Origin of the sequence: Pseudomonas sp. 43mfcvi1.1 (genome assembly GCF_900115935.1) — a bacterium.
GTDB classification, from domain to species: Bacteria; Pseudomonadota; Gammaproteobacteria; order Pseudomonadales; family Pseudomonadaceae; genus Aquipseudomonas; species Aquipseudomonas bijieensis.
Genome location: NZ_UETT01000010.1, coordinates 25,004 through 49,151 on the forward strand (window position 1 = coordinate 25,004; position 24,148 = coordinate 49,151).

The 24,148-nt window shown below is 61.1% G+C and carries 24 protein-coding genes; 14 read left to right on the forward strand and 10 right to left on the reverse strand.

Annotated features, from left to right (window positions below):
- The first annotated feature begins 146 nt into the window (after positions 1 to 146).
- From DTP52_RS19155 to rlmF, 5 genes are all read left to right on the forward strand, one after another.
- Complete coding sequence (locus DTP52_RS19155) at positions 147 to 1,637, forward strand: leucyl aminopeptidase (protein WP_109754757.1); 1,491 nt, start codon at positions 147 to 149, stop codon at positions 1,635 to 1,637.
- A 60-nt stretch (positions 1,638 to 1,697) separates the two neighbouring features.
- The gene (locus DTP52_RS19160) at positions 1,698 to 2,126 is read left to right on the forward strand and encodes a DNA polymerase III subunit chi (RefSeq protein WP_109754758.1); all 429 of its coding nucleotides are present in this window, start codon (positions 1,698 to 1,700) and stop codon (positions 2,124 to 2,126) included.
- An 8-nt stretch (positions 2,127 to 2,134) separates the two neighbouring features.
- The gene (locus DTP52_RS19165) at positions 2,135 to 2,500 is read left to right on the forward strand and encodes a DNA polymerase III subunit chi (RefSeq protein ID WP_109754759.1); all 366 of its coding nucleotides are present in this window, start codon (positions 2,135 to 2,137) and stop codon (positions 2,498 to 2,500) included.
- A gap of 223 nt (positions 2,501 to 2,723) precedes the next feature.
- Positions 2,724 to 5,570, forward strand: coding sequence for a valine--tRNA ligase (locus DTP52_RS19170; RefSeq protein ID WP_109754760.1), 2,847 nt, complete (start codon positions 2,724 to 2,726; stop codon positions 5,568 to 5,570).
- Positions 5,571 to 5,836: 266 nt separating this feature from the next.
- On the forward strand, positions 5,837 to 6,862 hold the full coding sequence (rlmF, locus tag DTP52_RS19180; protein ID WP_109754762.1) for a 23S rRNA (adenine(1618)-N(6))-methyltransferase RlmF: 1,026 nt from the start codon (positions 5,837 to 5,839) through the stop codon (positions 6,860 to 6,862).
- 87 nt (positions 6,863 to 6,949) lie between these two features.
- Here rlmF and DTP52_RS19185 read toward each other — a convergent pair whose 3' ends face one another.
- Entirely contained in the window at positions 6,950 to 7,231 is a 282-nt protein-coding gene (locus DTP52_RS19185; RefSeq protein WP_058544106.1) for an HU family DNA-binding protein, read from the reverse strand.
- Positions 7,232 to 7,627: 396 nt separating this feature from the next.
- On the opposite strand from DTP52_RS19185, the gene yejK reads away from it, so the two are divergent.
- Both yejK and DTP52_RS19195 read left to right on the forward strand, forming a co-directional pair.
- The gene (yejK, locus tag DTP52_RS19190) at positions 7,628 to 8,632 is read left to right on the forward strand and encodes a nucleoid-associated protein YejK (RefSeq protein ID WP_014340016.1); all 1,005 of its coding nucleotides are present in this window, start codon (positions 7,628 to 7,630) and stop codon (positions 8,630 to 8,632) included.
- Positions 8,632 to 8,988: a glutaredoxin family protein gene (locus DTP52_RS19195; RefSeq protein ID WP_109754763.1), complete on the forward strand. Its 357-nt coding sequence runs from the start codon at positions 8,632 to 8,634 to the stop codon at positions 8,986 to 8,988. Before yejK ends, DTP52_RS19195 begins: the two co-directional genes overlap by 1 nt.
- A 210-nt stretch (positions 8,989 to 9,198) precedes the next feature.
- On the opposite strand, the gene DTP52_RS19205 is transcribed toward DTP52_RS19195, so the two are convergent.
- From DTP52_RS19205 to DTP52_RS19225, 5 genes are all read right to left on the reverse strand, one after another.
- Positions 9,199 to 10,134 carry a glutathione S-transferase family protein gene (locus tag DTP52_RS19205; RefSeq protein ID WP_109754764.1) on the reverse strand — a complete coding sequence of 312 codons (936 nt, stop codon included), beginning with the start codon at positions 10,132 to 10,134 and terminating at the stop codon, positions 9,199 to 9,201.
- Between the two features lie 79 nt (positions 10,135 to 10,213).
- A complete protein-coding gene (locus DTP52_RS19210) occupies positions 10,214 to 10,537 on the reverse strand; it encodes a GIY-YIG nuclease family protein (RefSeq protein ID WP_109754765.1) in 324 nt (107 codons plus the stop codon).
- Between the two features lie 41 nt (positions 10,538 to 10,578).
- The gene (locus DTP52_RS19215) at positions 10,579 to 11,049 is read right to left on the reverse strand and encodes a nuclear transport factor 2 family protein (RefSeq protein ID WP_109754766.1); all 471 of its coding nucleotides are present in this window, start codon (positions 11,047 to 11,049) and stop codon (positions 10,579 to 10,581) included.
- Positions 11,050 to 11,136: 87 nt separating this feature from the next.
- Complete coding sequence (locus DTP52_RS19220; RefSeq protein ID WP_109754767.1) at positions 11,137 to 12,465, reverse strand: CynX/NimT family MFS transporter; 1,329 nt, start codon at positions 12,463 to 12,465, stop codon at positions 11,137 to 11,139.
- Positions 12,455 to 13,114 carry a FadR/GntR family transcriptional regulator gene (locus DTP52_RS19225; RefSeq protein ID WP_109754768.1) on the reverse strand — a complete coding sequence of 220 codons (660 nt, stop codon included), beginning with the start codon at positions 13,112 to 13,114 and terminating at the stop codon, positions 12,455 to 12,457. The genes DTP52_RS19220 and DTP52_RS19225 overlap by 11 nt, the downstream gene beginning before the upstream one ends.
- A 165-nt stretch (positions 13,115 to 13,279) precedes the next feature.
- Here DTP52_RS19225 and DTP52_RS19230 point away from each other — a divergent pair, with 165 nt between their 5' ends.
- Both DTP52_RS19230 and DTP52_RS19235 read left to right on the forward strand, forming a co-directional pair.
- Positions 13,280 to 13,591 (forward strand): type II toxin-antitoxin system MqsR family toxin, encoded by a 312-nt coding sequence (locus tag DTP52_RS19230; RefSeq protein ID WP_109754769.1) that lies wholly within the window; start codon positions 13,280 to 13,282, stop codon positions 13,589 to 13,591.
- A complete protein-coding gene (locus DTP52_RS19235; protein WP_109754770.1) occupies positions 13,588 to 14,070 on the forward strand; it encodes a type II toxin-antitoxin system MqsA family antitoxin in 483 nt (160 codons plus the stop codon). Before DTP52_RS19230 ends, DTP52_RS19235 begins: the two co-directional genes overlap by 4 nt.
- Before the next feature lie 63 nt (positions 14,071 to 14,133).
- On the opposite strand, the gene DTP52_RS19240 is transcribed toward DTP52_RS19235, so the two are convergent.
- The 4 genes from DTP52_RS19240 to DTP52_RS19255 form a co-directional block, all read right to left on the reverse strand.
- A complete protein-coding gene (locus DTP52_RS19240) occupies positions 14,134 to 14,898 on the reverse strand; it encodes an amino acid ABC transporter ATP-binding protein (protein ID WP_003178331.1) in 765 nt (254 codons plus the stop codon).
- A 10-nt stretch (positions 14,899 to 14,908) separates the two neighbouring features.
- Positions 14,909 to 16,006, reverse strand: a complete 1,098-nt coding sequence (locus DTP52_RS19245) for an amino acid ABC transporter permease (RefSeq protein ID WP_109754771.1) — start codon at positions 16,004 to 16,006, stop codon at positions 14,909 to 14,911.
- A 10-nt stretch (positions 16,007 to 16,016) separates the two neighbouring features.
- Positions 16,017 to 17,198: an amino acid ABC transporter permease gene (locus DTP52_RS19250; protein WP_109754772.1), complete on the reverse strand. Its 1,182-nt coding sequence runs from the start codon at positions 17,196 to 17,198 to the stop codon at positions 16,017 to 16,019.
- 65 nt (positions 17,199 to 17,263) lie between these two features.
- Positions 17,264 to 18,295, reverse strand: coding sequence for an amino acid ABC transporter substrate-binding protein (locus DTP52_RS19255; protein ID WP_060740792.1), 1,032 nt, complete (start codon positions 18,293 to 18,295; stop codon positions 17,264 to 17,266).
- 473 nt (positions 18,296 to 18,768) lie between these two features.
- Here DTP52_RS19255 and DTP52_RS19260 point away from each other — a divergent pair, with 473 nt between their 5' ends.
- The 5 genes from DTP52_RS19260 to DTP52_RS19280 all read left to right on the forward strand — a co-directional run bounded on the left by DTP52_RS19260 (position 18,769) and on the right by DTP52_RS19280 (position 24,091).
- Positions 18,769 to 19,425, forward strand: a complete 657-nt coding sequence (locus DTP52_RS19260; RefSeq protein ID WP_109754773.1) for an alpha/beta hydrolase — start codon at positions 18,769 to 18,771, stop codon at positions 19,423 to 19,425.
- 98 nt (positions 19,426 to 19,523) lie between these two features.
- Positions 19,524 to 20,987, forward strand: a complete 1,464-nt coding sequence (gene rhlB / locus DTP52_RS19265; protein WP_109754774.1) for an ATP-dependent RNA helicase RhlB — start codon at positions 19,524 to 19,526, stop codon at positions 20,985 to 20,987.
- A 164-nt stretch (positions 20,988 to 21,151) separates the two neighbouring features.
- A complete protein-coding gene (locus DTP52_RS19270; RefSeq protein ID WP_109754775.1) occupies positions 21,152 to 22,099 on the forward strand; it encodes an ornithine cyclodeaminase family protein in 948 nt (315 codons plus the stop codon).
- 149 nt (positions 22,100 to 22,248) lie between these two features.
- The gene (locus tag DTP52_RS19275) at positions 22,249 to 23,376 is read left to right on the forward strand and encodes an FAD-binding oxidoreductase (RefSeq protein WP_109754776.1); all 1,128 of its coding nucleotides are present in this window, start codon (positions 22,249 to 22,251) and stop codon (positions 23,374 to 23,376) included.
- A gap of 88 nt (positions 23,377 to 23,464) precedes the next feature.
- Complete coding sequence (locus tag DTP52_RS19280; protein WP_109754777.1) at positions 23,465 to 24,091, forward strand: transcriptional regulator; 627 nt, start codon at positions 23,465 to 23,467, stop codon at positions 24,089 to 24,091.
- Positions 24,092 to 24,148 lie beyond the last annotated feature (57 nt).

Below are 24,148 nucleotides of genomic sequence, written 5' to 3' on the forward strand. Positions count from 1 at the left end.
GAGGGTTGTCAGGCTCGGGCGCCGGGGTTCAAACTGCGGCCTTTGTCGCCGGCAAAAACCGGCGCTTCTTTTATATAGAAGAAGCTTGCTCAGCGCGCCATTGCCTCGGCGCCTGGCCTCTTGACCATTGACTCAGGGATCCGGAAATGGAACTGGTTGTAAAAAGCGTCAGCCCAGAAACGTTGAAAACCGCCACGCTGGTAGTCGCCGTCGGTGAAAACCGCAAGCTCGGCGTGGCCGCCACCCAGCTCGATACCCTTAGCGGTGGTGCCATCAGTGCCGTGCTCAAGCGCGGCGACCTGGCCGGCAAAGTCGGTCAGAGCCTGCTACTGCACAACCTGCCCAACCTCAAGGCCGATCGCGTGCTGCTGGTGGGCGTGGGCAAGGACGCCGAACTGGGCGACCGTCCGTTCCGTAAAATCATCGCCGGCGTACTGGGCACACTCAAGGGCTTGGGCGGCAGTGATGCGGCACTGGCATTGGACGAGTTGGTGATCAAGGGCCGCGACAGCTACGGCAAGAACCGCCTGTTGGCCGAGACCCTGGTGGACGGCGGATACCAGTTCGACCAGTTCAAGAGCCAGAAGGCCGAACCCCGCGCCCTGAAAAAAATCACCCTGCTGACCATCAAGGCCGCCCAGGCTGAGGTCCAGCGTGCCGTGACCCACGCCACCGCGATTGCCAATGGCATGGCGTTCACCCGCGACCTGGGCAACCTGCCGCCAAACATCTGCCATCCGACATTCCTCGGCGAACAGGCCAAGGCACTGGGCAAGGAGTTCAAGGGCCTGAAGGTCGAAGTCTTCGACGAGAAGAAGATCAAGGACCTGGGCATGGGCTCGTTCTATGCCGTCGGCCAGGGCAGCGCCCAGCCGCCGCGCCTGATCGTCATGCAATATAACGGCGGCAAGAAATCCGAGAAGCCGTACGCACTGGTCGGCAAAGGCATCACCTTCGACACCGGCGGCATCAGCCTCAAGCCGGGCGCCAACATGGATGAGATGAAGTACGACATGGGCGGTGCCGCCAGCGTGTTCGGCACCCTGCGCGCCGTGCTCGAACTGCAACTGCCGATCAACCTGGTGTGCATCCTGGCCTGCGCCGAGAACATGCCCAGCGGCACGGCCTCGCGTCCGGGCGACATCGTCACCACCATGAGCGGCCAGACCGTGGAAATCCTCAACACCGACGCCGAAGGCCGCCTGGTGCTGTGTGACGCCCTCACCTACTCCGAGCGCTTCAAGCCGCAAGCGGTGATCGACATCGCGACCCTGACCGGCGCCTGCATCGTCGCCCTCGGCTCCCACACCTCGGGCCTGCTGGGCAACAACGACGAACTGATCGGCCAATTGCTCAGTGCCGGCCAACAGGCCGACGACCGCGCCTGGCAGTTGCCACTGTTCGACGAGTACCAGGAACAGCTGGACAGCCCGTTCGCCGACATTGCCAACATCGGCGGCCCGAAAGCCGGGACCATCACGGCGGCGTGCTTCCTGTCGCGCTTCACCAAGAACCTGAACTGGGCGCACCTGGACATCGCCGGCACGGCGTGGACCAGCGGTGGCAAGGACAAGGGTGCCACCGGTCGTCCGGTGCCCCTGCTGACCCAGTACCTGCTGGACCGCGCCAAGGCCTGACACCAATGACCGTCGTTGGCGTCGCTCTCGGGTGACGTCATCGACGGCTCAGGAACCGCAATGACCAAAGTCGATTTCTATATCCTGCCCAGCGCCGATCCGTCGGCGCGGCTGGATTTCGCCTGCAAGCTTGTTGAAAAGGCCTGGCGCATGGGACACAGCATCTACCTGCATTGCAGCGATGCCGCCCAGCGCGAGGACCTGGACGCACGCCTGTGGGCATTCAAGGGCGAGAGCTTCGTGCCCCACGGCCCGGCCGAAAACGAACCCGAAGGGTTGATCGTGCTGGGGCTGGGGAATGACTGCGGCCCGCACCAGGACCTGCTGGTCAACCTCGACCTGAAAGTACCGGCCTTTGCCCAGCGCTTCGCCCGCGTGGCGGAAGTGGTGGTCGAAGACCCGGCCATCCGACAAGCCGCGCGGGAGAGTTTCCGTTTCTACCGCGAACAGGGCTATCCTCTGCAAGACCACCGTTTACAGCGACTCTGAGCCCTACGATGGACACTCCAAAACCGCCACAAAAGCCCGCGCACCTGCTGGATGACCTCGAATCGATCCGCCAGTTGCTCGGTGACGACAACCTGCAACCGCCGCTGCTGACCGATACGGTCGTGCACGAGGTGGTGCATGACGAACAGATCCCCCTGCTGTTCGAGCCGATCAACGGCCAGCCTGAACCCAAGCCGGCTGCCAAGGCCGAAGCCAAGGGGCCCGACGCCCTGCTGCACCTGGACCGCGAATTGCGCGCTGCGGCGCAGTTGATCCTGCAAGACGTCATCGACGACTTCGCCCCGCACATCGAAACCGAGATCAAGCGCCGGCTGGATGCGCGGATGGAGCGGTTGTTGAGTCAGTACGAGTAACGTCCTCAGCCTCATTGTGAACATCCTGTGGGAGCGAGCCTGCTCGCGATAGCGGACTGTCAGTCACCTCCATGTCGAATCTGCTGGCCTCATCGCGAGCAGGCTCGCTCCCACAGGGTTCAACCGCATCCTGCTTCCAGCTCGCTGCGTGTGGCTTGCATCTCCCCCGCCCGCTATACTTCCCGGCTTTTCCTGAATAAATGCCAATAGGGTCCCGCCGCGCATGGATAAGACCTACCAGCCGCACGCCATTGAAACTTCCTGGTACAACACCTGGGAGTCCGAGAATTATTTCGCTCCGCAAGGCGCGGGCGATTCCTACACCATCATGATCCCGCCGCCGAACGTCACCGGCAGCCTGCATATGGGCCACGGTTTCAACAATGCGATCATGGACGCACTGATCCGTTTCCGTCGCATGCAAGGTCGCAACACCTTGTGGCAGCCGGGTACCGACCACGCCGGTATCGCCACGCAGATGCTGGTGGAACGTCGCCTCGAAGCCCAGGGCCAGAGTCGCCATGACCTGGGTCGCGAGAAATTCCTCGAGAAAGTCTGGGAATGGAAAGACGAGTCCGGTGGCAACATCAGCCGGCAGATCCGTCGCCTCGGCTCGTCCGTGGACTGGAGCCGCGAGCGTTTCACCATGGACGACGGCCTCTCGGAAGCAGTGAAAGAAGCTTTCGTGCGCCTGCATGAAGACGGGCTGATCTATCGCGGCAAGCGCCTGGTCAACTGGGACACCAAGTTGCACACAGCCATTTCCGACCTCGAAGTGGAGAACCACGACGAGAAAGGTTTCCTGTGGAACCTGAAATACCCGCTGGCCGACGGCGCCAAGACCGCCGAAGGCAAGGATTACCTGATCGTCGCCACCACGCGTCCGGAAACCATGCTGGGTGACGCCGCCGTGGCGGTGAATCCGAACGATGAGCGCTACCAGGCCCTGATCGGCAAGTTCGTCGAGCTGCCGCTGGTTGGCCGACGCATCCCGATCATCGGCGACGATTACTGCGACCCTGAATTCGGCACCGGCTGCGTGAAAATCACCCCGGCCCACGATTTCAACGACTACGAAGTCGGCAAGCGCCACAACCTGCCGCTGCTGAACATCTTCGACAAGAACGCCAATGTTCTGCCCGCAGCCCAGGTGTTCAACCTGGACGGCACGCTGAACACCGAAGTCGGCGGCAAGCTTCCAGCAGAATACGCCGGCCTGGACCGTTTCGAAGCGCGCAAGCAGATCGTTGCCGCATTCGAAGCCGCCGGCCTGCTGGTCAGCGTCGACGATCACGCCCTGAAAGTCCCGAAAGGCGACCGTTCCGGCACCATCATCGAGCCGTGGCTGACCGACCAGTGGTACGTCTCCACCAAACCGCTGGCCGAGCCGGCGATTGCCGCCGTGGAAGATGGCCGCATCCAGTTCGTGCCCAAGCAATACGAAAACATGTACTTCTCGTGGATGCGCGATATCCAGGATTGGTGCATCAGTCGCCAACTGTGGTGGGGCCATCGCATCCCGGCCTGGTACGACGAGTCGGGCAAGGTTTATGTCGGCCGCGATGAAGCCGAAGTGCGTGCCAAGAACAACCTCGGCGCCGACGTGGCGCTGCAACAGGACAACGACGTTCTCGACACCTGGTTCAGTTCGGGCCTGTGGACTTTCTCCACGCTCGGCTGGCCGGAGCAGACCGAATTCCTGAAGAAATTCCACTCCACCGACGTACTGGTCACCGGTTTCGACATCATTTTCTTCTGGGTCGCCCGGATGATCATGCTGACCATGCACCTGGTGAAGAACGAAGACGGCACGCCGCAAGTCCCGTTCAAGACCGTCTACGTCCACGGCCTGGTGCGCGATGGCCAGGGCCAGAAGATGTCCAAGTCCAAGGGCAACGTCCTCGATCCGCTGGACATCATCGACGGCATCGACCTGGAAACCCTGGTGCAGAAACGCACCTCCGGCCTGATGCAGCCCAAACTGGCGAAAAAGATCGAGAAAGCCACCCGCGAAGAATTCGCCGAGGGCATCGCCAGCTACGGCACCGACGCCCTGCGTTTCACCTTCTGTTCGCTGGCGTCCACCGGCCGCGACATCAAGTTCGACATGGGCCGCGTCGAAGGCTACCGCAACTTCTGCAACAAGATCTGGAACGCCGCGCGCTACGTGCTGGATAAAGGCGAAGACTGCGGTCAGAACGGCGAAGCCTATGAGCTGACCCTGGCCGATCGCTGGATTATTTCGCAGCTGCAACGCACCGAAGCCGAAGTGACCCGCCAACTGGACCAGTTCCGTTTCGACCTGGCCGCACAAGCCTTGTACGAGTTCATCTGGAACCAGTACTGCGACTGGTACCTGGAACTCTCCAAGCCTGTGCTGTGGGACGAAAACGCACCGGTCGAGCGCCAGCGCGGCACCCGTCGCACCCTGGTACGCGTGCTGGAAGTGGCCCTGCGCCTGGCGCATCCGTTCATGCCGTTCATCACGGAGGAAATCTGGCAGCGCATCGCACCGCTGGCGGGCATCCAAGGCAAGACGATCATGCTGCAACCTTGGCCGGTGGCCAACGAAACCCGCATCGATCCGGCGGCCGAAGACGACATCGAATGGCTCAAGACCTTCATGCTGGGCCTGCGTAACATCCGCGCCGAAATGAACATCGGTCCGGGCAAACCGCTGACCTTGTTCCTGAAGAACGCCAGCGCCGAAGACCTGCGTCGCCTCAACGAAAACGAGGCGCTGCTCAAGAAACTGGCGAAGCTTGAATCGGTGACGGTCCTGGCAGCCGGCGAAGAAGCGCCACTGTCGGCCACCGCCCTGGTCGGCGAGATGGAAGTACTGGTGCCAATGGCCGGCCTGATCGACAAGGCCGCTGAACTGGCGCGCCTGGACAAGGAAATCCTGCGCCTCAAGGGCGAAGTGCAGCGGGTCGGCGGCAAGCTGTCCAACGCTGGCTTCGTCGACAAGGCACCAGCCGAAGTCATCGAGAAGGAACGGGCCAAACTGGCCGAGGCCGAACAGGCCTTGGGCAAGCTGGCCGAGCAGCATGGGCGGATCTCCAGCCTGTAACGGCGGTTCGCTACTGAAAAAGGAGGCCCTGGTGGCCTCCTTTTTCATGCCATCACTTCTTACGAACACTGGATACCCCCTGTGGGAGCGAGCCTGCTCGCGATGACGGAGGTACATTCAACATTGATGCAAGCTGACCCACCACTATCGCGAGCAGGCTCGCTCCCACACGGGGTCGCGCCGGTCGTTGCAGTTGGGTTCACACGGGCTGGATGTGGGACAATGCCCGCCACCTTTTTTGAACCCATCCCCGAATCGACCCGCCCATGACTGCCCCCCGCACACCCAAACCTGCCCGCCAGAAGCCCAAGTCCGCCACTGAGGCCAAACCCGTGGCGCCACGGGAGAAGGCCAGCCTGCACCCACGTAACCGCCATCAGGGCCGCTATGACTTCCCAGCGCTGATCAAATCCACGCCTGAGTTGGCCAAGTTCGTGATCATCAACCCCTACGGCAAGGAAAGCATCGATTTCGCCAGCCCCGAAGCCGTGCGGGTGTTCAACCGGGCGCTGCTCAAATCCTTCTACGGCATCGCCCACTGGGATATCCCGGCCGACTACCTGTGCCCTCCGGTGCCAGGTCGTGCGGACTATGTGCACTTCCTCGCCGACTTGCTCGCCAGCCACAACGACGGTGAAATCCCCCGCGGAGCGGCAGTCAAGGTGCTGGACATCGGCACCGGCGCCAACTGCGTCTATCCGCTGATCGGCTACAGCGACTACCGCTGGCACTTCCTCGGTTCGGAGATCGACCCGACGGCCATCGCCTCGGCCAAGGCGATTATCCAGTCCAACGGGTTGAACAAGGCCATCCAGTTGCGCCAACAAACCAACCGCAAGCAGATCCTGCTGGGCTTACTGGAGGATGCCGAGCAGTTCGACCTGACCCTGTGCAACCCGCCGTTCCATGCGTCCCTGGAGGAAGCCACCAAGGGCAGCCAGCGCAAGTGGCGCGCGCTGGGCAAGGCCGATCCGAAGCGCAAGCTGCCGGTGCTGAATTTCGGCGGTCAGGCCGCCGAGCTATGGTGTGAGGGTGGAGAAGCGCGGTTCGTGACGCAACTTATCAGCGAAAGCGCGCAGGTGGCCGGGCAAGTGCTGTGGTTCAGCACCCTGGTGTCGAAGGCGTCGAACCTGCCGGCGATTCAAGCCGCACTGAAAAAGGCCGGGGCGCTGCACAGCCAGGTGGTGGAGATGTCTCAGGGCCAGAAGCAGAGTCGTTTCGTGGCCTGGACCTTCCAGACCGAGGCACAGCAGCAAGCCTGGCGCCAGGCCCGCTGGGTGCGCAGGGACTGAGGGAGCTACCTTGCTCCCACAACTTTTTCCAAGGCAATAAAAAACCGTGCCCGGATCGCTCCGAGGCACGGTTTTTTTACAGCGGTCTTACTTGTTGACCGCGTCGGTCAGGCCTTTGGCCACAACCAGCTTGATCACTTTCTTGGCAGCGATTTCGATGGCAGCGCCAGTCGAAGGGTTGCGGCCGGTACGGGCAGGACGCTCGGTGACTTTCAGCTTGCCAACGCCTGGCAGAGTGATTTCGCCGCCATTTTCCAGCTGATCGGCAACGACTTGGCCCAGTTGGTCCAGCAGAGCACGCACGGTAGCTTTTGGTGCGTCTACAGATTCAGCCAAATCAGCGATCAGTTGGTCTTTAGTAAGAGCCATGTAGTGTTCCTTCCCTATCAAATTCATATGGATTGCAGAGTGCAGTGTCAGCCATCGAGCCCGATCTCTCTTGATCAGGCACCCTCGGCAATCACCGCGACGGATCGGGGTAATAGATGCCGAAAACCGGGTTTGGTTCGACCTGACAGATGCTGAATGCACGCTTAACGCAGTGACTTCGCGTAAGACCGGGCAAAACTAGCACAACGCCTCTGAAATATCCGCCTCTAGCTACCCATTTGGTCAGCTTTCTTGCGCTAAAACGTTAAAAAAATGCATATAGGGCGTCGGACGGGGCTGAAAGGGCCTTTGCTGGGTTGCAAAACCAGTGATTGCGGTACACTGGGCCCTTTTTCGGGGAGCGCGCCCTCCTCTCTTTCATCAGCCGAGAAATCCATGCCGATCCGTCATTGCATCGTCCACCTGATCGACAAAAAACCCGACGGCACCCCTGCCGTGCTCCATGCCCGCGACTCCGAACTGGCAGAGTCCACGGCCATCGAGAACATGCTCGCCGACCTCAACGAGAGCTATAACGCCAAGCAAGGCAAGGCCTGGGGCTTTTTCCATGCCGAGTCCGGGGCGCATCCGTTCAGCGGCTGGCTGAAGGAGTACCTGGACGGCGGCAAGGATTTCACCGCGTTCAGTCGCGTGGCGGTGGAACACCTGCAAAAGCTGATGGAAGAGTCCAACCTGTCCGTGGGCGGCCACGTGCTGTTCGCTCATTACCAGCAAGGCATGACCGACTACCTGGCCATCGCCCTGCTGCACCACAGCGAAGGCGTGGCCGTGACCGATGAACTGGACGTGACCCCGTCCCGTCACCTGGACCTGGGCCAATTGCACCTGGCGGCGCGGATCAACGTGTCGGAATGGCAGAACAACAAACAATCCAAGCAGTACATCTCGTTCATCAAGGGCAAGAACGGCAAGAAGGTTTCGGAGTACTTCCGCGACTTCATCGGCTGCCAGGAAGGCGTCGACGGCCCCGGCGAGACCCGCACCCTGCTCAAGGCCTTCAGTGACTTCGTCGAAAGCGAAGACCTGCCGGAAGACGATGCCCGGGAAAAAACCAAGACCCTGGTGGATTACGCCAGCAGCCAGGCCAAGCTCGGCGAGCCGATGGGCCTGGAAGAACTGTCCGAGCTGATCGATGAGGATCGCCCGAAAGCCTTCTACGATCACATCCGCAACAAGGACTACGGGTTGTCGCCGGAAATCCCGGCGGATAAACGTACCCTCAACCAGTTCCGCCGCTTCACCGGCCGCGCCGAAGGTTTGTCCATCAGCTTCGAGGCGCACTTGCTGGGCTCCAAGATCGAATATGACGAAGAGGCCGGCACGTTGATCATCAAGGGGCTGCCCACATCGCTGACCGACCAGCTCAAGCGCCGCAACTGATGCTCGGTGGGGTGCTGAAGAAGTTTCTGCTGATTTTGCTGGTGGTGGTGGCGTACCAGAACTGGGGCAAGATCGAACGGGTGTTCAATCCCTCGCAGATGGTTTCCGAGCAGATTCGCAGCAACGCCCGCGTCGCGCTGTACGCCACTGATTGGTGCGGCTACTGCAAGGCCACCCGACGGTTCCTGGATGAGAAAGGCGTGCCGTTTCGCGAGTTTGACATCGAGAAGGACACCGAGGCGCGCAAGGCCTATGAGGCACTGGGTGGCCGGGGGATTCCGATCCTCGATGTGAATGGCACGTTGATTCGTGGGTTTGAGCCGGAGAATATTCTCAAGGCGTTGTCCGCGACATAGGGTTGTTCGCTAACGGCGATGTTGGATCTGATGTCCTCATCGCGAGCAGGCTCGCTCCCACAGTGGAGTTGTGGTGGCCACAGGATTCGTGTCCGCCGTGAATCATTGTGGGAGCGAGCCTGCTCGCGATAGCGACGGCACATTCAATAGTGATGTTGACTGTCACACCGCCATCGCGAGCAGGCTCGCTCCCACAGGGTCATTGGTCGTTCATCGAGGCTCGATTCGAAACCCGAACCGCGGAAAGTGCACATGCACCACCCCGCCACGCGCGTCTTCACGGCGCAGGATCAGTTCTTCGCGACCGGCAAACAGCAACTCCCCGGCCACTGGATCGACGCCGTAGTCAGTCGCCGCGATGCTCACTTGTTGGCCCGGCGCAAACCCATTCGGCTCTTCGAACACCTCATCCGGCAGCGCTACCGGTGTGGCATTGCGGGCAATTTCCAGGGCTTCTTCGGAACTCATCTCGTTCGGCGCGCCGTGGCCGAAACCCAGCACCCGCGCCAACCAGGCCGATACCGCCGGATAAGCGTCCACCAGCGGCGAAGTCACAGGCGTACCCTTGAGAAACCACAGAGGATGGGCCATGGCGAAGTCGGCAATCGAGGGATCTCCCAACAGGAAGTCGCCTTCCTCGCGCTGCAACTGTTGCTCAAGGCGCGCCATGATCGTCGGCCACTGGTGCTTGGCCTGGTCAGCGGGCAAGCGCGTGGTCGTGCCGCCACTGAACAGCCCGGCGCGGTCGCTGATGAACGCCTTGATAGCTTCAGGCGACAGCTTGGCGAAACGCACCGCCACCGATTCAGGCTGAAACACCAGACTCACGGCATGCTGGAACACCACCGAATCGGCCCAGGCAGCAAAGGACGCGGCCAGCATTTCCCGGCCTTCGGGGAACAGGGCCGGCGAGGCTTTTTCCTGCTCCAGCCGACGAGCGATCAGGGACGTATCGCAATAGATGTCCGCGCCAATCTGCAATACCGGGGTCTTGCGGTAGCCGCCTGTCAGCGACGTCAGGTCAGGCTTGGGCATCATTGGCGGGATGCTCACCGAACGCCAGGACAGGCCCTTGAAGCCCAGCAACAGCCGGGCCTTTTCCGCGAAAGGAGACGTCGGGTAATGATGAAGGATCAGCTCTGACATGGGATTCGCCACTGCAGGAATGAAGTCTTGCAGCTTAGCGCGCCTGACCGGAGCAGCCTACCGGCCTGATAAAGGCCTATCAGTCCGGCTGATGAAGCGACAGCGCACTGGCCACCAGGCATTCCTTGGCGCTTTTCCTGAGCTTTTTGATCAGCCGCTCCTGGCGCAGGGCTTCGCCCTTGTCGCGACAAGCCTCGGTATACACCAGGGCCACCGCCGGGCTGGAAAGGAAGAAGCGTGCGCCCTTGCCGCTTTGATGCTTGGCGAAACGCCGCACCGGGTCATCACTGATGCCGCAGTACAGCGAGCCATTGGCGGCCCGCACCAGGTAGACGAACCAGGGTTTGTCCGGTTCGGCCGGGCCTTGTGCAGGCAGATCGGGAGATGGGGTGGCGTTCGTCACAAAGATGTTCAACAGGTCGGCACAGACAAGCCGAGATCTTATCAGCGACTGGCCTGGAACGCCCGCAACCCCTTGAGCGCCTGGGCCCTGACGGCGTTGCGCACCAGCGGTGTCCAGCCCAACAACAGGCCCTTGGCGCCCAATGCCTGACGGGACCAACGCCACAGATCAAAGTTGTCGTGGTGCTCGCAGATCTTGCCGTCGCGAAAAACGAACCGCGCCTGGATGTCATTGATCACGACGTTACCCGTCTGGCTGAACAGGTAGGTCGCCACCCAATGCGCTCCGCCGGTACGCTCATCGCTACGCACGTTATCGAAGGTCAGGGAGAAGTCCTTGGCCCGGGTGGTGAGCATGCGCCACATGTCGCCGGCATCACGTCCGCGCAATTCACCAAACGCCGGATCGCTGAACACCACATCGTCGGTGTAGCAAGCACTCATCGCTTCGGCGTCCAGGCGCTGGAAGGCCTGGTAAAAGTGGGTGATCAAGGCGTTGTGGGCATCACTCATGGACAGGCTCCGAAATTCGCTTCAATAAACCTGCACGATAATCTGTCACAGCGGCGAAGACTATCGTCATTCGCCATGAAAATGACATCAACGAAGATCGGTGACTTTTTCGCTACTGACCCCCACGTACAACGCCCGGCCTGCGCCGATGCCCGCGATGATCGCACCCAGGCCAACCAGGCCGAAGATCCAGCCCAGTGCATTCCAACCGCCAGTCAAGTCGTGGACCACGCCCACCGCGAACGGTCCCAGCGACGCCAGCGTATAACCAAAGCCCTGGGCCATGCTGGACAGGTTGGCGGCCACGTGGGCGTCCCGCGAACGCAACACGATCAGCGTGAGCGCCAGGCTGAACGTCGCGCCCTGCCCCAAACCCAGCAGGATCGCCCAGCCCCACAACCCATCGAGCGGAGCGTAGAGGCAACCAAACAGCCCCCCCAGGGTCATGAGCATGACGATCACGATGGCCAGGCGCTGGTCTTTGCCACGCGTTGCCAGCCACGGAGCTGCGAGGGAACTGATCAATTGCACGATGACCGAACCGGACAGCACCAGCCCGGCCTGGGTCGGGGTCAGGCCACGCCCAATAAGAATTGAAGGCAGCCAACCAAAGACGATGTAGGCCAGGGACGATTGCAACCCCATGTACAAGGTCACTTGCCAGGCCAGGGGATCGCGCAGCAAGCCTCGGACCCGGTACGCCACTTGATGGGCACCGTGTTTCTCGCCCACTTGCGGCAACCAGAACACCGCGGCCAGCAGCGCCGGGACCACCCAGAACCCCAGGCCCAAGGCCCAGCTATGACCCAGGTGTTCGCTCAACGGCACTGTCGCCCCGGCCGCCATCGCCGCGCCCAGGCACAGCGCCATGGTGTAGACACCGGTCATGGCGCCGGCCTGCTTGGCGAAGTCGCGCTTGACGATGCCCGGCAGCAGCACGCCGATCACGCCGATACTCGCACCGGCCAGGATACTGCCGGCGAACAGCCCGACCTGACCGAACGCACTGCGCAGGACAATCCCACCCGCCAGCGTCAACAAGATTCCCAGCACCACGCGCTCGGCACCGAAGCGCCGTGCCAGCACCGGCGCCAGCGGCGCGAACAGGCCCAGGCAAAGCACAGGCAATGTGGTCAGCAAACCGGCTTGGGCAGCCGACAGGCCAAGGCTTCGTGACACTTCGCTGAGCAGCGGCGCCATGCTCGACAACGCCGGACGCAGATTCAGCGCTACCAGGATCAACCCCAGCAGCAACAACCAGGGACGACGCACCAACGGAGGACGCTGCTGGGCCTGCTCATCGTCGGCCTCGGCGTCGATCAACAGTTCTTCAAGTTCGGCGGCGCGTTTGGGCGCCGTCGAGGTGGCAGGGTCAAGCAGATCGCGGGACATGGAAAGCTCGGATTCAGGGTTCATTGATCAACTGGCGGCACAGGGACTTGGCCCGTTGCGGATCCTGTTGCTCGACGGCTTCAAGGATTTCGACGTGCAGGTCGAACACATGTTGATGGCGCGGGGTGATGTTGAGGCTCTGGCGCAACTGTGCACCGATGACGCTGGAAAAGTAGCGATAGAGCTCGCTCAACGCGGGGTTGTGCGCGGCATCCACCAGGAGGCGATGGAACACCAGGTCGCAGGCGATGTAGTGCTCCAGGTCGCCGTGGTAATGCTCACCGCTGTCTTGCAGCGCCTGGCGCAAGGCAATCAAGTCTTCATCGGTGCGTCGCAACGCGGCCAGGCCGATGGCCTCGACTTCCAGGATATGCCGGGTTTCCCGGGCCTGCTCCAGCGAACAGCGCGACAGCACCTTGAGGGTATCCAGCGGATCGACCACTGCCCGCACGTAGCTGCCGTCGCCCTGACGGATCTCGATCAACCCGGAAAACGCCAGCACGCGCATGGCTTCGCGCACGGTGTTGCGGCTGATACCCAGCTCGGCCACCAGCTCCGGCTCGGTAGGCAGGCGCTGGCCGACGGCCCACACGCCATCGCTGATGCGCCGACGCAATTGCTCCAGGGCCTGATCGACCAGGGAGCGCTTTATTAACGGAGAGCTATCTGACATTGGATTCGCCTTTTCATCCAATCATAGGATGAATTTTCTGACATGTTAGTCAGCTTCATGTAGGACGGCAACCGCCTAGGGTCAATGGGACGGAAAAGGAGCGAAATTTTCGATTAGCCAACATTACCCTTTAAGGGTAATTTTAAGGACAAGGCACACCGTTCCATGGAAAAGAACACACCCCATTACGCCTTGGTGGCGATACAGGCGGATGTCAGACGGCTTGAAGGGAAAGCTTTCACCAGCACTGCGAAGCACACTGCTCGAACACTTGGTTTAAACGTCTCGGACATGCAGCAGGTCATCCACAGGCTTGAGCGAAAACAGTTCTACAAATCGATGACCACCTATGACGATCATCGGGTCTGGCATGACGTCTACCACGCCAATTCACACGGTCTGCAGATTTACCTGAAGGTGACGTACCGCCCCAGCGGAGGCCCACCGGTAATTTCCTTCAAGGAGAAAAACTCATGAAACACCAGCAATGCTTCAGCTGTGGTGCCCCGGAGGGCATGTTGCATTTCGAAGGTCGCGGCGAAACCATGAGCGTCAAGGGACTGGAATGCCGGGTCGATGACTTGTCTGGCTGGGAATGTCAGATGTGCGGCGAAGTCGAACTCGATTCAAGCTGCTCGGATCGCTACGACCACGCAGGTGATGAGCTGGTCAATGCGGCCAGGCGAATGATCGGCGAAGAGATCAAACGTGTCCGGCGCAAACTGCATCTATCGCAAAAGGAAGCGGTACTGCTGCTATCGGGCGGTGGACACAATGCGTTTTCCCGCTACGAGCGCGGCGAGGTAGTACCACCCAAGGCGTTGATCTTGCTGATGCGTCTGCTTGACCGTTACCCGCATTTGCTTGCAGATGCGCGAGCCCTGGCCGAAGACGCGGACTTGAGAGGTTTCAAGACGACGGTGCACAAGGAGCACGAAACCCTCACGGCTTCCTGAGCAGCCGAAGCAGAAAAAATAAACCCGGACAAGTCCGGGTTCATTTCGCTGCCTAAGGCTGGGTCAATGCAGGATCTGGCTCAGGAACAGCTTGGTGCGGTCGTTCTGCGGGTTGTCGAAGAAGTCGTTCGGCGCGGCCTGTTCGACGATTTCACCCTTGTCCATGAAGATCACGCGGTTGGCCACGGTGCGGGCGAAGCCCATTTCGTGGGTCACGCAGAGCATGGTCATGCCGTCTTCTGCCAGGCCGATCATGGTGTCCAGTACCTCTTTCACCATCTCCGGGTCGAGGGCCGAGGTCGGCTCGTCGAACAGCATGATTTTCGGCTTCATGCACAGGGCACGGGCAATGGCCACACGCTGTTGCTGACCGCCGGAGAGCTGGCCCGGGTACTTGTGCGCCTGCTCTGGAATGCGTACGCGCTCCAGGTAGTGCATGGCGATTTCCTCGGCCTTGCGCTTGGGCATCTTGCGTACCCACATTGGCGCCAGGGTGCAGTTCTGCAGGATGGTCAGGTGCGGGAACAGGTTGAAGTGCTGGAACACCATGCCGACTTCACGGCGGATCGCTTCGATCTGCTTGAGATCGTTGGTCAGTTCCACGCCGTCGACCACAATGCGACCCTGCTGGTGCTCTTCCAGGCGGTTGAGGCAGCGGATGGTGGTGGACTTGCCGGAGCCCGACGGGCCGCACAGCACGATACGCTCGCCCTGCTTGACGTTCAGGTTGATGTCTTTCAACACGTGGAACTGGCCGTACCACTTGTTTACGCCCTGCATCTGAATAATGCCTTCAGGGCTCACAGGCTGTTTGATCGCTTCACTCATGAGTCAACTCCTAACGCTTGTGGCCAGTGTCCAGCTTGCGTTCCAAATGCATGGAATAGCGGGACATACCAAAACAGAAAATCCAGAACACCAGGGCGGCGAACACATAGCCTTCAGTGGCCATGCCCAGCCATTTCGGGTCGGCGGCAGCTTGTTTCACGCTGTTGAGCAGGTCGAACAGGCCGATGATGATCACCAGGCTCGTGTCCTTGAACAACGCAATGAAGGTGTTGACGATACCCGGGATCACCAGCTTCAGGGCTTGCGGCAAAATCACCAGGCCCATGCTGCGCCAGTAGCCCAGGCCCATCGCCGCGGCCGCTTCGTATTGCCCCTTGGGAATGGCTTGCAGGCCACCACGCACCACTTCGGCAATGTAGGCCGACTGGAACAGGATCACCCCGATCAGCGCCCGCAGCAGCTTGTCGAAGTTCATGCCTTCGGGCAGGAACAGCGGCAGCATCACCGAGGACATGAACAGCACCGTGATCAACGGCACGCCGCGCCAGAACTCGATGAAGGTCACGCAGACCACACGAATCGCCGGCATGTTCGAGCGCCGGCCCAAGGCCAGGACAATACCCAGCGGCAGTGCGCCGACGATACCCACGGTGGCGATCACCAGGGTCAGCATCAGGCCGCCCCACTGGCTGGTCGCCACGGCGTCCAGGCCGAACACGCCACCGTGCAACAGGCACCAGGCAATGATCGGGTACAGCACCAGGAAGCTCAGGCCATAGATCGCCTTGCGCGGGAAGCGCGAGATGAACAGTGGTGCCACGCCGATGACCGCCAGCCACACGGTCAGGTCTACGCGCCAGCGCAGATCCGCCGGGTAGTAGCCGTACATGAACTGACCGAAACGCTGCTGGATGAACACCCAGCAGGCGCCTTCCTTGGTGCAGTCGGCGCGGGTAGTACCGACCCAGTTGGCATCGAGGATCGCCCACTGCAACAGCGGTGGAACGATCAGGTAGATCAGGTAGAACGCAAACAACGTCAGCAGCGTGTTGATCCAGCTGGAGAACATGTTGGCGCGCATCCACGCCACCACGCCGATGCTGCTGCCCGGCGGGGGCATGTCAGGTTTGAAAGTATGAGTCGTCATGCGCGTTTCCTCACCGCTCGATCAGCGCAATGCGCTTGTTGTACCAGTTCATCAGCAGGGAAATGCTGATACTGATCGCCAGGTACACACTCATGGTGATCGCGATCACCTCAATGGCCTGGCCGGTCTGGTTCAACACCGTGCCGGCAAACAGCGAAACCATTTCCGGGTAACCGATACCGGCGGCCAGGGACGAGTTTTTCGCCAGGTTCAGGTATTGGCTGGTCAACGGCGGAATGATCACGCGCAGGGCTTGCGGGATGATCACCTTGCGCAAGGTCGGACCGTTGCGCAACCCCAGGGAACGGGCCGCTTCGGTCTGGCCGTGGCTGACCGACTTGATGCCCGAACGCACGATCTCGGCGATGAACGCCGCGGTGTACACGGTCAAGGCCAGGGTCAAGGCCAGCAGTTCGGGAATCAGCACCCAACCGCCGACGAAGTTGAAGCCCTTGAGCTCCGGCATTTCCCAATGCACCGGCGCACCAAAGAGCAGCGCGCTCAAGGCTGGGATCACCAGGAACAACGCCAGGCCGACCCAGAATTTATGGAACGGTTCACCGGTCGCCTCGAAACGCTTGTTGGCCCAGCGAGTCATCAGCACGATGGCGACAATCGCCAGTACGATGCTGATCACAAACGGCCAGAACCCTTCGGCCACTAGCGCGGCGGGCATGTTCAGGCCCCGGCTGCTGACGAAGAAGGTGTCGCCGAAGTTATGGGCGGCCCGCGGTCCCGGCATGCTCAGGAACACGGCAAAGTACCAGAACAGGATTTGCAGCAGCGGCGGGATGTTGCGGAAAACCTCCACATAAACGGTCGCCAGCTTGGCGATGATCCAGTTCGGCGACAGCCGCGCCACGCCGATGATGAAGCCGAGGATGGTCGCCAGGATCACGCCGATGAACGTCACCAGCAGCGTGTTGAGCAAGCCGATGACAAAGACACGGGCATAGCTGTCCGCTTCGGTGTAGTCGATCAGGTGTTGGGCAATGCCGAACCCGGCACTGCGTTCCAGGAAGCCGAAACCGGAGGTGATGCCCCGGTGCGCGAGGTTGGTCTGCGTGTTATCGAACAGAAACCAGCCCAGCGAAATAACCGCCACGACCGTGACGATCTGAAATACCCACGCACGCACTCGTGGATCGCTGAGGCTGAGCCTCTGCTTAGGTGCGCCGATTGAATTTTGCATGAAGTGCCCCGCAAAGAATGGAACAGAACATCACCCGGTGGTTGGCCCACCGGGTGATAGAACCATCAGCGCACTGGTGGTGCGTATTGAATGCCGCCAGCGTTCCACAGAGCGTTCAGGCCGCGGTCGATTTCCAGCGGAGTGCTCTTGCCGAGGTTGCGCTCGAACATTTCACCGTAGTTGCCGACTTGCTTGACGATCTGCACGACCCAGTCTTTCGGCAGTTTCAGGTCCTTGCCGTACTCACCGTCGGCGCCCAGCATACGAGCGACGTCAGGGTTCTTGGTGGACTTGGCTTCAGCTTCGACGTTTTTCGAAGTTACGCCGGCTTCTTCCGCGTTGAGCAGGGCGTAGCCAGTCCAGCGCACGATGGCCAGCCACTCGTCGTCACCGTTACGTACGACCGGGCCCAGGGGTTCCTTGGAAATGGTTTCCGGCAGAACCACGTAGTCCTTCGGCGAAGCCAGCTTGCTGCGCTGGGCGAACAGCTGGGACTTGTCGGAGGTCAGCACGTCGCAACGACCGGATTCCAGCGACTTGGCGCTTTCATCGGAGGTGTCGAACGTGATCGGGGTGTACTTCAGGCCGTTGGCGCGGAAGTAGTCGGAAACGTTCAGCTCGGTGGTGGTACCGGCCTGGATGCAGATAGTTGCACCGTCCAGTTCCTTGGCGCTCTTGACGCCCAGCTTGTTGTTGGCCAGGAAGCCGATGCCATCGTAGTAGGTGATGAAGCCTGGGAATTTCAGGCCCATGCCCGCGTCACGGGAACTGGTCATGGTGGAGTTGCGCGAGAGCATGTCGATTTCGCCCGATTGCAGCGCGGTGAAGCGCTCCTTGGCGTTCAACTGGCTGAACTTGACCTTGGTCGCATCGCCAAATACCGCAGCGGCAACGGCGCGGCAGAAGTCAGCGTCGATACCAACGATCTTGCCGGTCGAATCAGGCACCGAGAAACCCGGCAGGCCATCACTCACACCGCACTGCACAAAGCCTTTCTTCTGCACGGCATCCAGGGTTGCACCCGCCTGAGCGAACCCGCTGACACCGAGCACAGCTGCGGCAGTCACGACAGCCAGGGTGGATTTCAGTAACTTCATTCAAACCTCCAGTTTTGCTCTTGTTGTGTCGGAGCTTGGGTCCTGTCGCACCCTTTTGAGGCATTGCCGACCCTTGTTGGCTTTTTTTAGGGTCAACCGACGTCTGGACCTTCGCTATGAGTCTATTAATGAGAACGTCCACAATCAGTGTTCATGCCCACTTCTCACCAATCGGCCGAACGGGCTGTAGCCCTTCACGTTCGCGAAGCCCCGTAGCGGCTATTGGCGAACATCCATCACCGGATTTCCGATATCCCATGCGGCGCGTCTAACTGATAGTGTTACCGCGTAGCGTGAGAATCATCACTCAGCTACCCCATAGCAAAGCCCGTACCAGACCGCTGCGCTTAGCCCTTGTAAAACACGTCAAGACAAAAACTTTCAACTTTGCGACATCTAATTAACTGAGGCACCGGGAACGCACTGTAATCACGCACTGATTAAGCGCACCCGCACAGATTTGGAGCACAGCCATGTCCGACCCCTTGATTCTCGAGCCCAGCAGCACTGCCGACGCGTGCGTAATCTGGCTCCACGGCCTGGGCGCCGATCGTTTTGATTTCCTGCCGGTTGCCGAAATGCTGCAGCAAAAACTGCTCACCACACGTTTCGTTCTGCCCCAGGCCCCGACCCAACCAGTAACGATCAACGGCGGCTATGAGATGCCCAGTTGGTACGACATCCGAGCCCTGAGCCCGGCGCGGGCCATTGACGAGCAGCAACTCGAAGCCTCGGCACAACGGGTCATTGACTTGATCGACAGCCAGCGAGCCAGCGGAATAGACGCCTCGCGGATTTTCCTGGCGGGTTTCTCCCAGGGCGGCGCGGTGGTCTATCACACCGCCTTCGTGAAATGGGAAGGCCCACTGGGCGGCGTGATCGCGCTGTCTACTTATGCACCGACCTTCAGCGACGAGCTGCAATTGTCGGCCAGCCAGCAACGCATTCCGGTCCTGGCGCTGCACGGGCAATACGACGAAGTGGTACTCAACCCGATGGGCCGCACCGCGAAAGAGTATTTGAAGCAGCATGGTGTCACCGTGACATGGCAGGAATACCCAATGGGCCACGAAGTGTTACCCGAGGAGATCCGCGACATCGGCACCTGGCTGGCCGAGCGGTTGCGCTGAAGGCCTGATTGCCAGGTCAACGCATTGATCATCACACTACGCCGCGCCCGTTTCTTGCATTACACTGGCCGGCGTACATTCCTTAACCAATCGATGAGATGACCGTGCTCAAAGCACTCAAGAAGATGTTCGGTAAAAGCGAGGCCGAGCAACTCGCGCCTGGCTCCACTGCGCCGACCCAAGGCCCGAGCCGTACCGATGCGCAACAACCGCGCCGCGCCGCCCCTGTTGCACAGGCCAAAAAAGAGCCCGCCGCCCAACCTGTCAGCGCCCCTGAACCGGAAAAACCACGTAGCGAAGCCCCCAAGCCACGCCGCGAACGCGCACCAAAACCGCCGGTCGTCGCCTGGAAACTCGAAGACTTCGTCGTAGAACCCCAGGAAGGCAAGACCCGCTTCCACGATTTCAAGCTTGCCCCGGAACTGATGCATGCCATCCAGGACCTGGGCTTCCCGTACTGCACGCCGATCCAGGCGCAAGTGCTCGGCTACACCCTCGCCGGCAAAGACGCCATCGGCCGCGCCCAGACCGGCACCGGCAAGACCGCCGCGTTCCTGATCTCCATCATCACCCAACTGCTCCAGACCCCACCGCCCAAGGAACGCTACATGGGCGAGCCACGGGCGCTGATCATCGCCCCGACCCGCGAGCTGGTGGTGCAGATCGCCAAGGACGCCGCCGACCTGACCAAGTACACCGGCCTGAACGTCATGACGTTCGTGGGCGGCATGGACTTCGACAAACAGCTCAAGCACCTCGAAGCCCGCCACTGCGACATCCTGGTCGCCACGCCGGGCCGCCTGCTGGACTTCAACCAGCGCGGCGACGTGCATCTGGACATGGTCGAAGTGATGGTGCTGGACGAAGCCGACCGCATGCTCGACATGGGCTTCATTCCCCAAGTGCGCCAGATCATTCGCCAGACCCCACCGAAAAGCGAACGCCAGACCCTGCTGTTTTCCGCCACCTTCACCGAAGATGTGATGAACCTGGCCAAGCAGTGGACCACCGACCCGGCCATCGTCGAGATCGAAGCCGAGAACGTCGCCAGCGAAAACGTCGAGCAACACATCTACGCCGTCGCCGGGGCCGACAAGTACAAGCTGCTCTACAACCTGGTCAACGACAATGGCTGGGAACGGGTGATGGTCTTCGCCAACCGCAAGGACGAAGTACGCCGCATCGAAGAACGCCTGGTGCGCGATGGCGTCAACGCCGCGCAACTGTCGGGCGATGTGCCGCAGCACAAGCGTATCAAGACACTGGAAGGTTTCCGCGAGGGCAAGATTCGTGTGCTGGTGGCTACTGACGTGGCAGGCCGTGGGATTCACATCGACGGGATCAGCCATGTGATCAACTTCACCCTGCCGGAAGTGCCGGATGACTATGTGCACCGGATCGGGCGTACTGGCCGTGCCGGGGCTGCGGGTGTATCGATCAGCTTCGCGGGGGAGGATGATTCTTATCAGTTGCCGTCGATCGAGGCGTTGTTGGGTCGCAAGATCAGTTGTGAAATGCCACCGACCCACTTGTTGCGGCCGGTAGAGCGCAAGCGACCTTAGCATCGAGACGGACGCAGAGCGTCCATTGAGGCATTCCCACGCAGAGCTTGGGAACGATCAGCGCAGCCAAGACAGGCTGCGCTTTTTTTTGCCCGGGATATTGCTCGATAAAACTAAAAGTCCATAATAGACAAATTAGTTTACAAAAGCACTCCGGAGGCCCCATGCCCAGCACGCCCTATGTGATGACTCAAGCCCAGGCCCAAGAACTGCTCGGGCAAGTCGATGTGCCGCAGATCCTGCGCAAGCTGTTCCGCGATCTCGCCGTCGGGCAAGCGGTGCAGCCGCCCCAGCAACTGGTGGTGTTTCCCCAGGGTGCCGGGGACTTCATCAACTACCTGGGCGTGCTGGCCGAAGAGCAGGTCTACGGGGTCAAGACCTCGCCCTATATCGTGCGCGAGCAAGGCCCATTGGTAACCGCGTGGACCTTGTTGATGTCGATGCAGACCGGCCAGCCGCTGCTGCTGTGCGACGCCGCCGAGTTGACCACCGCTCGCACCGCCGCCACCACGGCTGTCGCCGTCGATGCCCTCGCTCCTCCCAGGGCCAGGCGTCTGGCGGTCATCGGTAGCGGTGCGGTGGCCCGGGCCCACGTGCAATACGTCAAGGACCTGCGGGACTGGCAAGGCATCAGTCTCTATTCACCGAGCCTGAAGGGCAAAACGGCACAAGAGCTCGCGCCGATCACCAAGCTGGACCCACGCCTGCACATCGCTGACAGCCTTGAAGCGGCGCTGCATGACGCCGACGTGGTGATGCTCTGCACCTCGTCCGCCAAGGCAGTACTCGACCCACAGACCCTGAGCAAACCGGCACTGATCACCTCCATCAGCACCAACGCTCCGCGCGCCCACGAAGTGCCGCCGCAGAGCCTCAACGATATGGATGTGTTCTGCGATTATCGTCAGACCACCCCAGGTTCAGCCGGTGAAATGCTGATAGCCAGCGAACAGTTCGGCTGGGATGTTTCGAAAATCGTCGGCGACTTGCCCGAACTGCTCAGCGACTACGTGGCCCGTCCCGATTATCAACGCCACGTGTTCTTCCGTTCCATTGGTCTGGGGTTGGAAGACGTTGCGTTGGCGAATGCGCTTTACCGACTTCACAACTGACACCCCCCAGTTTCCCTTGTGGGAGCGAGCCTGCTCGCGATGGCGGTGTATCAGATAAATATAGGTGGCTGACACACCGCTATCGCGAGCAGGCTCGCTTCCACAGGTTCCTACGAACGCCCGGCACCGTTGCTCGACAGGAGAGCTACATGACCTCAGCAGATTTCATCATCATCGGCGGCGGCATTGCCGGTGCCTCCACCGGTTACTGGCTGGCGCCCCACGGCCGGGTCATCGTGCTCGAACGCGAGTCCCATCCGGCCTACCACTCCACCGGACGCTCGGCGGCGCTGTACAGCGCCGCCTACGGCACCCCTCAGGTGCGGGCGCTGACCCAGGCCAGTCGGGATTTTTTCGACGCCCCGCCGAGCGGCTTCTGCGAGCATCCATTGCTGACCCCACGGGGCGAAATGACCGTGGACTTCACCGGTGACCCGACCGAGCTGAACAACCAGTACCTCAGCGCCAAGGCCACGGTGCCGCAGATGCAACTGCTCAGCGCCGAAGAAGCCTGCGTACGGCTGCCAATCCTGCGGCGGGACAAGGTCCACGGGGCAATCTACGACCCCACGGCCTGCGACATCGACACCGATGCGCTGCATCAGGGCTACTTGCGCGGTATTCGTCGCAGCGGCGGCCAAGTGCACACCGACAGCGAAGTGCTGGGCCTGAGCCGCGACGACCAGGGATTGTGGCAGGTGAAAACCGCCGGCCAGACCTTCAGCGCGCCGGTACTGATCAACGCCGCTGGCGCCTGGGCCGACCAGGTGGCCGAAATGGCCGGCGCCCGGAAGCTAGGGCTGCAACCCAAGCGGCGCGCGGCCTTCATCTTTGCCGGGCCCGAGGGCGTGGATATTCATGACTGGCCAATGCTGGTGAGCCTGGACGAATCCTTCTACATGAAGCCCGACGCCGGGATGTTCCTTGGTTCGCCGGCCAACGCCGATCCGGTGGAGCCCCATGATGTACAGCCTGAAGAGCTGGACATCGCCATGGGCATCTACCAGATCGAAGAAGCCACCACCCTGACCATCCGCCGTCCGACCCGGACCTGGGCCGGGTTGCGCAGTTTCGTTCACGACGGCGACCTGTTGTCCGGTTTCGATCCACAGGTGCCCGGGCTGTTCTGGGTCGCGGCCCAGGGTGGCTACGGCATCCAGACCTCCCCGGCGATGGGCCAGGCCAGCGCGGCGCTGGTGCGTGGCGAACCGCTGCCCGAGGCGCTGACCCGTTTCGGCCTGAGCAGCGCCATGCTCTCCCCCAAGCGCTTGGAGTGAACCCACTCAGGTGACGCATCGCCACGATTGCGGCACACTCCCCCGCGCCCCTGTCTCACGGGGCGCTGACGCTGCCTGGAGCCCTGTCATGACCGCCTCGCAACCCGATCCGGCGCTGGAAAACTTCCGCACCATCGCCGACGCCATCGCCACGCTGTTCTACCCCCACGCCGAAGTGGTGCTGCACGACCTGCGCACTCAGAAAGTCGACTACATCGCCAACAACCTGTCCAAGCGCGAGATTGGCGACGATTCGTCCCTGGAGGACATGCTCAGCGAGGACGTCAGCGAACGTAACATCGGGCCCTACGAAAAACTGAACTGGGACGGGCAGAAGATTCGCAGCCTCAGCAGCGTACTGCGTGACACCAATGGGCATCCGCTGGCGGTGCTGTGCATCAACCTGAATATTTCGCTGTTCGAGAATGCCAAGGCCGCATTGGACCTGTTCCTGTCGCCGGGGAAATTGATCCCGCAGCCGGACTCACTGTTTCGAGATGACTGGCAGGAGCGGATCAACACCTTCCTGCACGCCTGGATGCGCGAACGGCAACTGAGCCTGAACCTGCTGACCCGCGACCACAAACGCGAGCTGGTGCTGGCGCTGCATGCCGAAGGCGCGTTCAAGGGCAAGAGCGCTTCCAACTATGTGGCCAATGTGCTGAACATGGGGCGGGCGACGGTTTACAAGCATTTGAAAGAGTTGAAGGGCTGAGGTTTTTTGTCGCCAGGCCTGGCCTCATCGCGAGCAGGCTCGCTCCCACAAGGGGTC

Bases quoted from the DNA above. Each gene is read 5' to 3' on its own strand.
- DTP52_RS19220 (WP_109754767.1), bottom strand. From the start codon at position 12,465: ATGAACCCTGAATCCGAGCTTTCCATGTCCCGCGATCTGCTTGACCCT.
- yejK (WP_014340016.1), top strand. From the start codon at position 7,628: ATGCCGATCCGTCATTGCATCGTCCACCTGATCGACAAAAAACCCGAC.
- DTP52_RS19215 (WP_109754766.1), bottom strand. From the start codon at position 11,049: ATGAGTGATGCCCACAACGCCTTGATCACCCACTTTTACCAGGCCTTC.
- DTP52_RS19280 (WP_109754777.1), top strand. From the start codon at position 23,465: ATGACCGCCTCGCAACCCGATCCGGCGCTGGAAAACTTCCGCACCATC.
- DTP52_RS19205 (WP_109754764.1), bottom strand. From the start codon at position 10,134: ATGTCAGAGCTGATCCTTCATCATTACCCGACGTCTCCTTTCGCGGAA.
- DTP52_RS19165 (WP_109754759.1), top strand. From the start codon at position 2,135: ATGGACACTCCAAAACCGCCACAAAAGCCCGCGCACCTGCTGGATGAC.
- DTP52_RS19185 (WP_058544106.1), bottom strand. From the start codon at position 7,231: ATGGCTCTTACTAAAGACCAACTGATCGCTGATTTGGCTGAATCTGTA.
- DTP52_RS19270 (WP_109754775.1), top strand. From the start codon at position 21,152: ATGCCCAGCACGCCCTATGTGATGACTCAAGCCCAGGCCCAAGAACTG.
- DTP52_RS19275 (WP_109754776.1), top strand. From the start codon at position 22,249: ATGACCTCAGCAGATTTCATCATCATCGGCGGCGGCATTGCCGGTGCC.
- rhlB (WP_109754774.1), top strand. From the start codon at position 19,524: ATGACCGTGCTCAAAGCACTCAAGAAGATGTTCGGTAAAAGCGAGGCC.
- DTP52_RS19160 (WP_109754758.1), top strand. From the start codon at position 1,698: ATGACCAAAGTCGATTTCTATATCCTGCCCAGCGCCGATCCGTCGGCG.
- DTP52_RS19170 (WP_109754760.1), top strand. From the start codon at position 2,724: ATGGATAAGACCTACCAGCCGCACGCCATTGAAACTTCCTGGTACAAC.
- DTP52_RS19255 (WP_060740792.1), bottom strand. From the start codon at position 18,295: ATGAAGTTACTGAAATCCACCCTGGCTGTCGTGACTGCCGCAGCTGTG.
- DTP52_RS19235 (WP_109754770.1), top strand. From the start codon at position 13,588: ATGAAACACCAGCAATGCTTCAGCTGTGGTGCCCCGGAGGGCATGTTG.
- DTP52_RS19225 (WP_109754768.1), bottom strand. From the start codon at position 13,114: ATGTCAGATAGCTCTCCGTTAATAAAGCGCTCCCTGGTCGATCAGGCC.
- DTP52_RS19260 (WP_109754773.1), top strand. From the start codon at position 18,769: ATGTCCGACCCCTTGATTCTCGAGCCCAGCAGCACTGCCGACGCGTGC.
- rlmF (WP_109754762.1), top strand. From the start codon at position 5,837: ATGACTGCCCCCCGCACACCCAAACCTGCCCGCCAGAAGCCCAAGTCC.
- DTP52_RS19155 (WP_109754757.1), top strand. From the start codon at position 147: ATGGAACTGGTTGTAAAAAGCGTCAGCCCAGAAACGTTGAAAACCGCC.
- DTP52_RS19195 (WP_109754763.1), top strand. From the start codon at position 8,632: ATGCTCGGTGGGGTGCTGAAGAAGTTTCTGCTGATTTTGCTGGTGGTG.
- DTP52_RS19230 (WP_109754769.1), top strand. From the start codon at position 13,280: ATGGAAAAGAACACACCCCATTACGCCTTGGTGGCGATACAGGCGGAT.
- DTP52_RS19245 (WP_109754771.1), bottom strand. From the start codon at position 16,006: ATGACGACTCATACTTTCAAACCTGACATGCCCCCGCCGGGCAGCAGC.
- DTP52_RS19240 (WP_003178331.1), bottom strand. From the start codon at position 14,898: ATGAGTGAAGCGATCAAACAGCCTGTGAGCCCTGAAGGCATTATTCAG.
- DTP52_RS19250 (WP_109754772.1), bottom strand. From the start codon at position 17,198: ATGCAAAATTCAATCGGCGCACCTAAGCAGAGGCTCAGCCTCAGCGAT.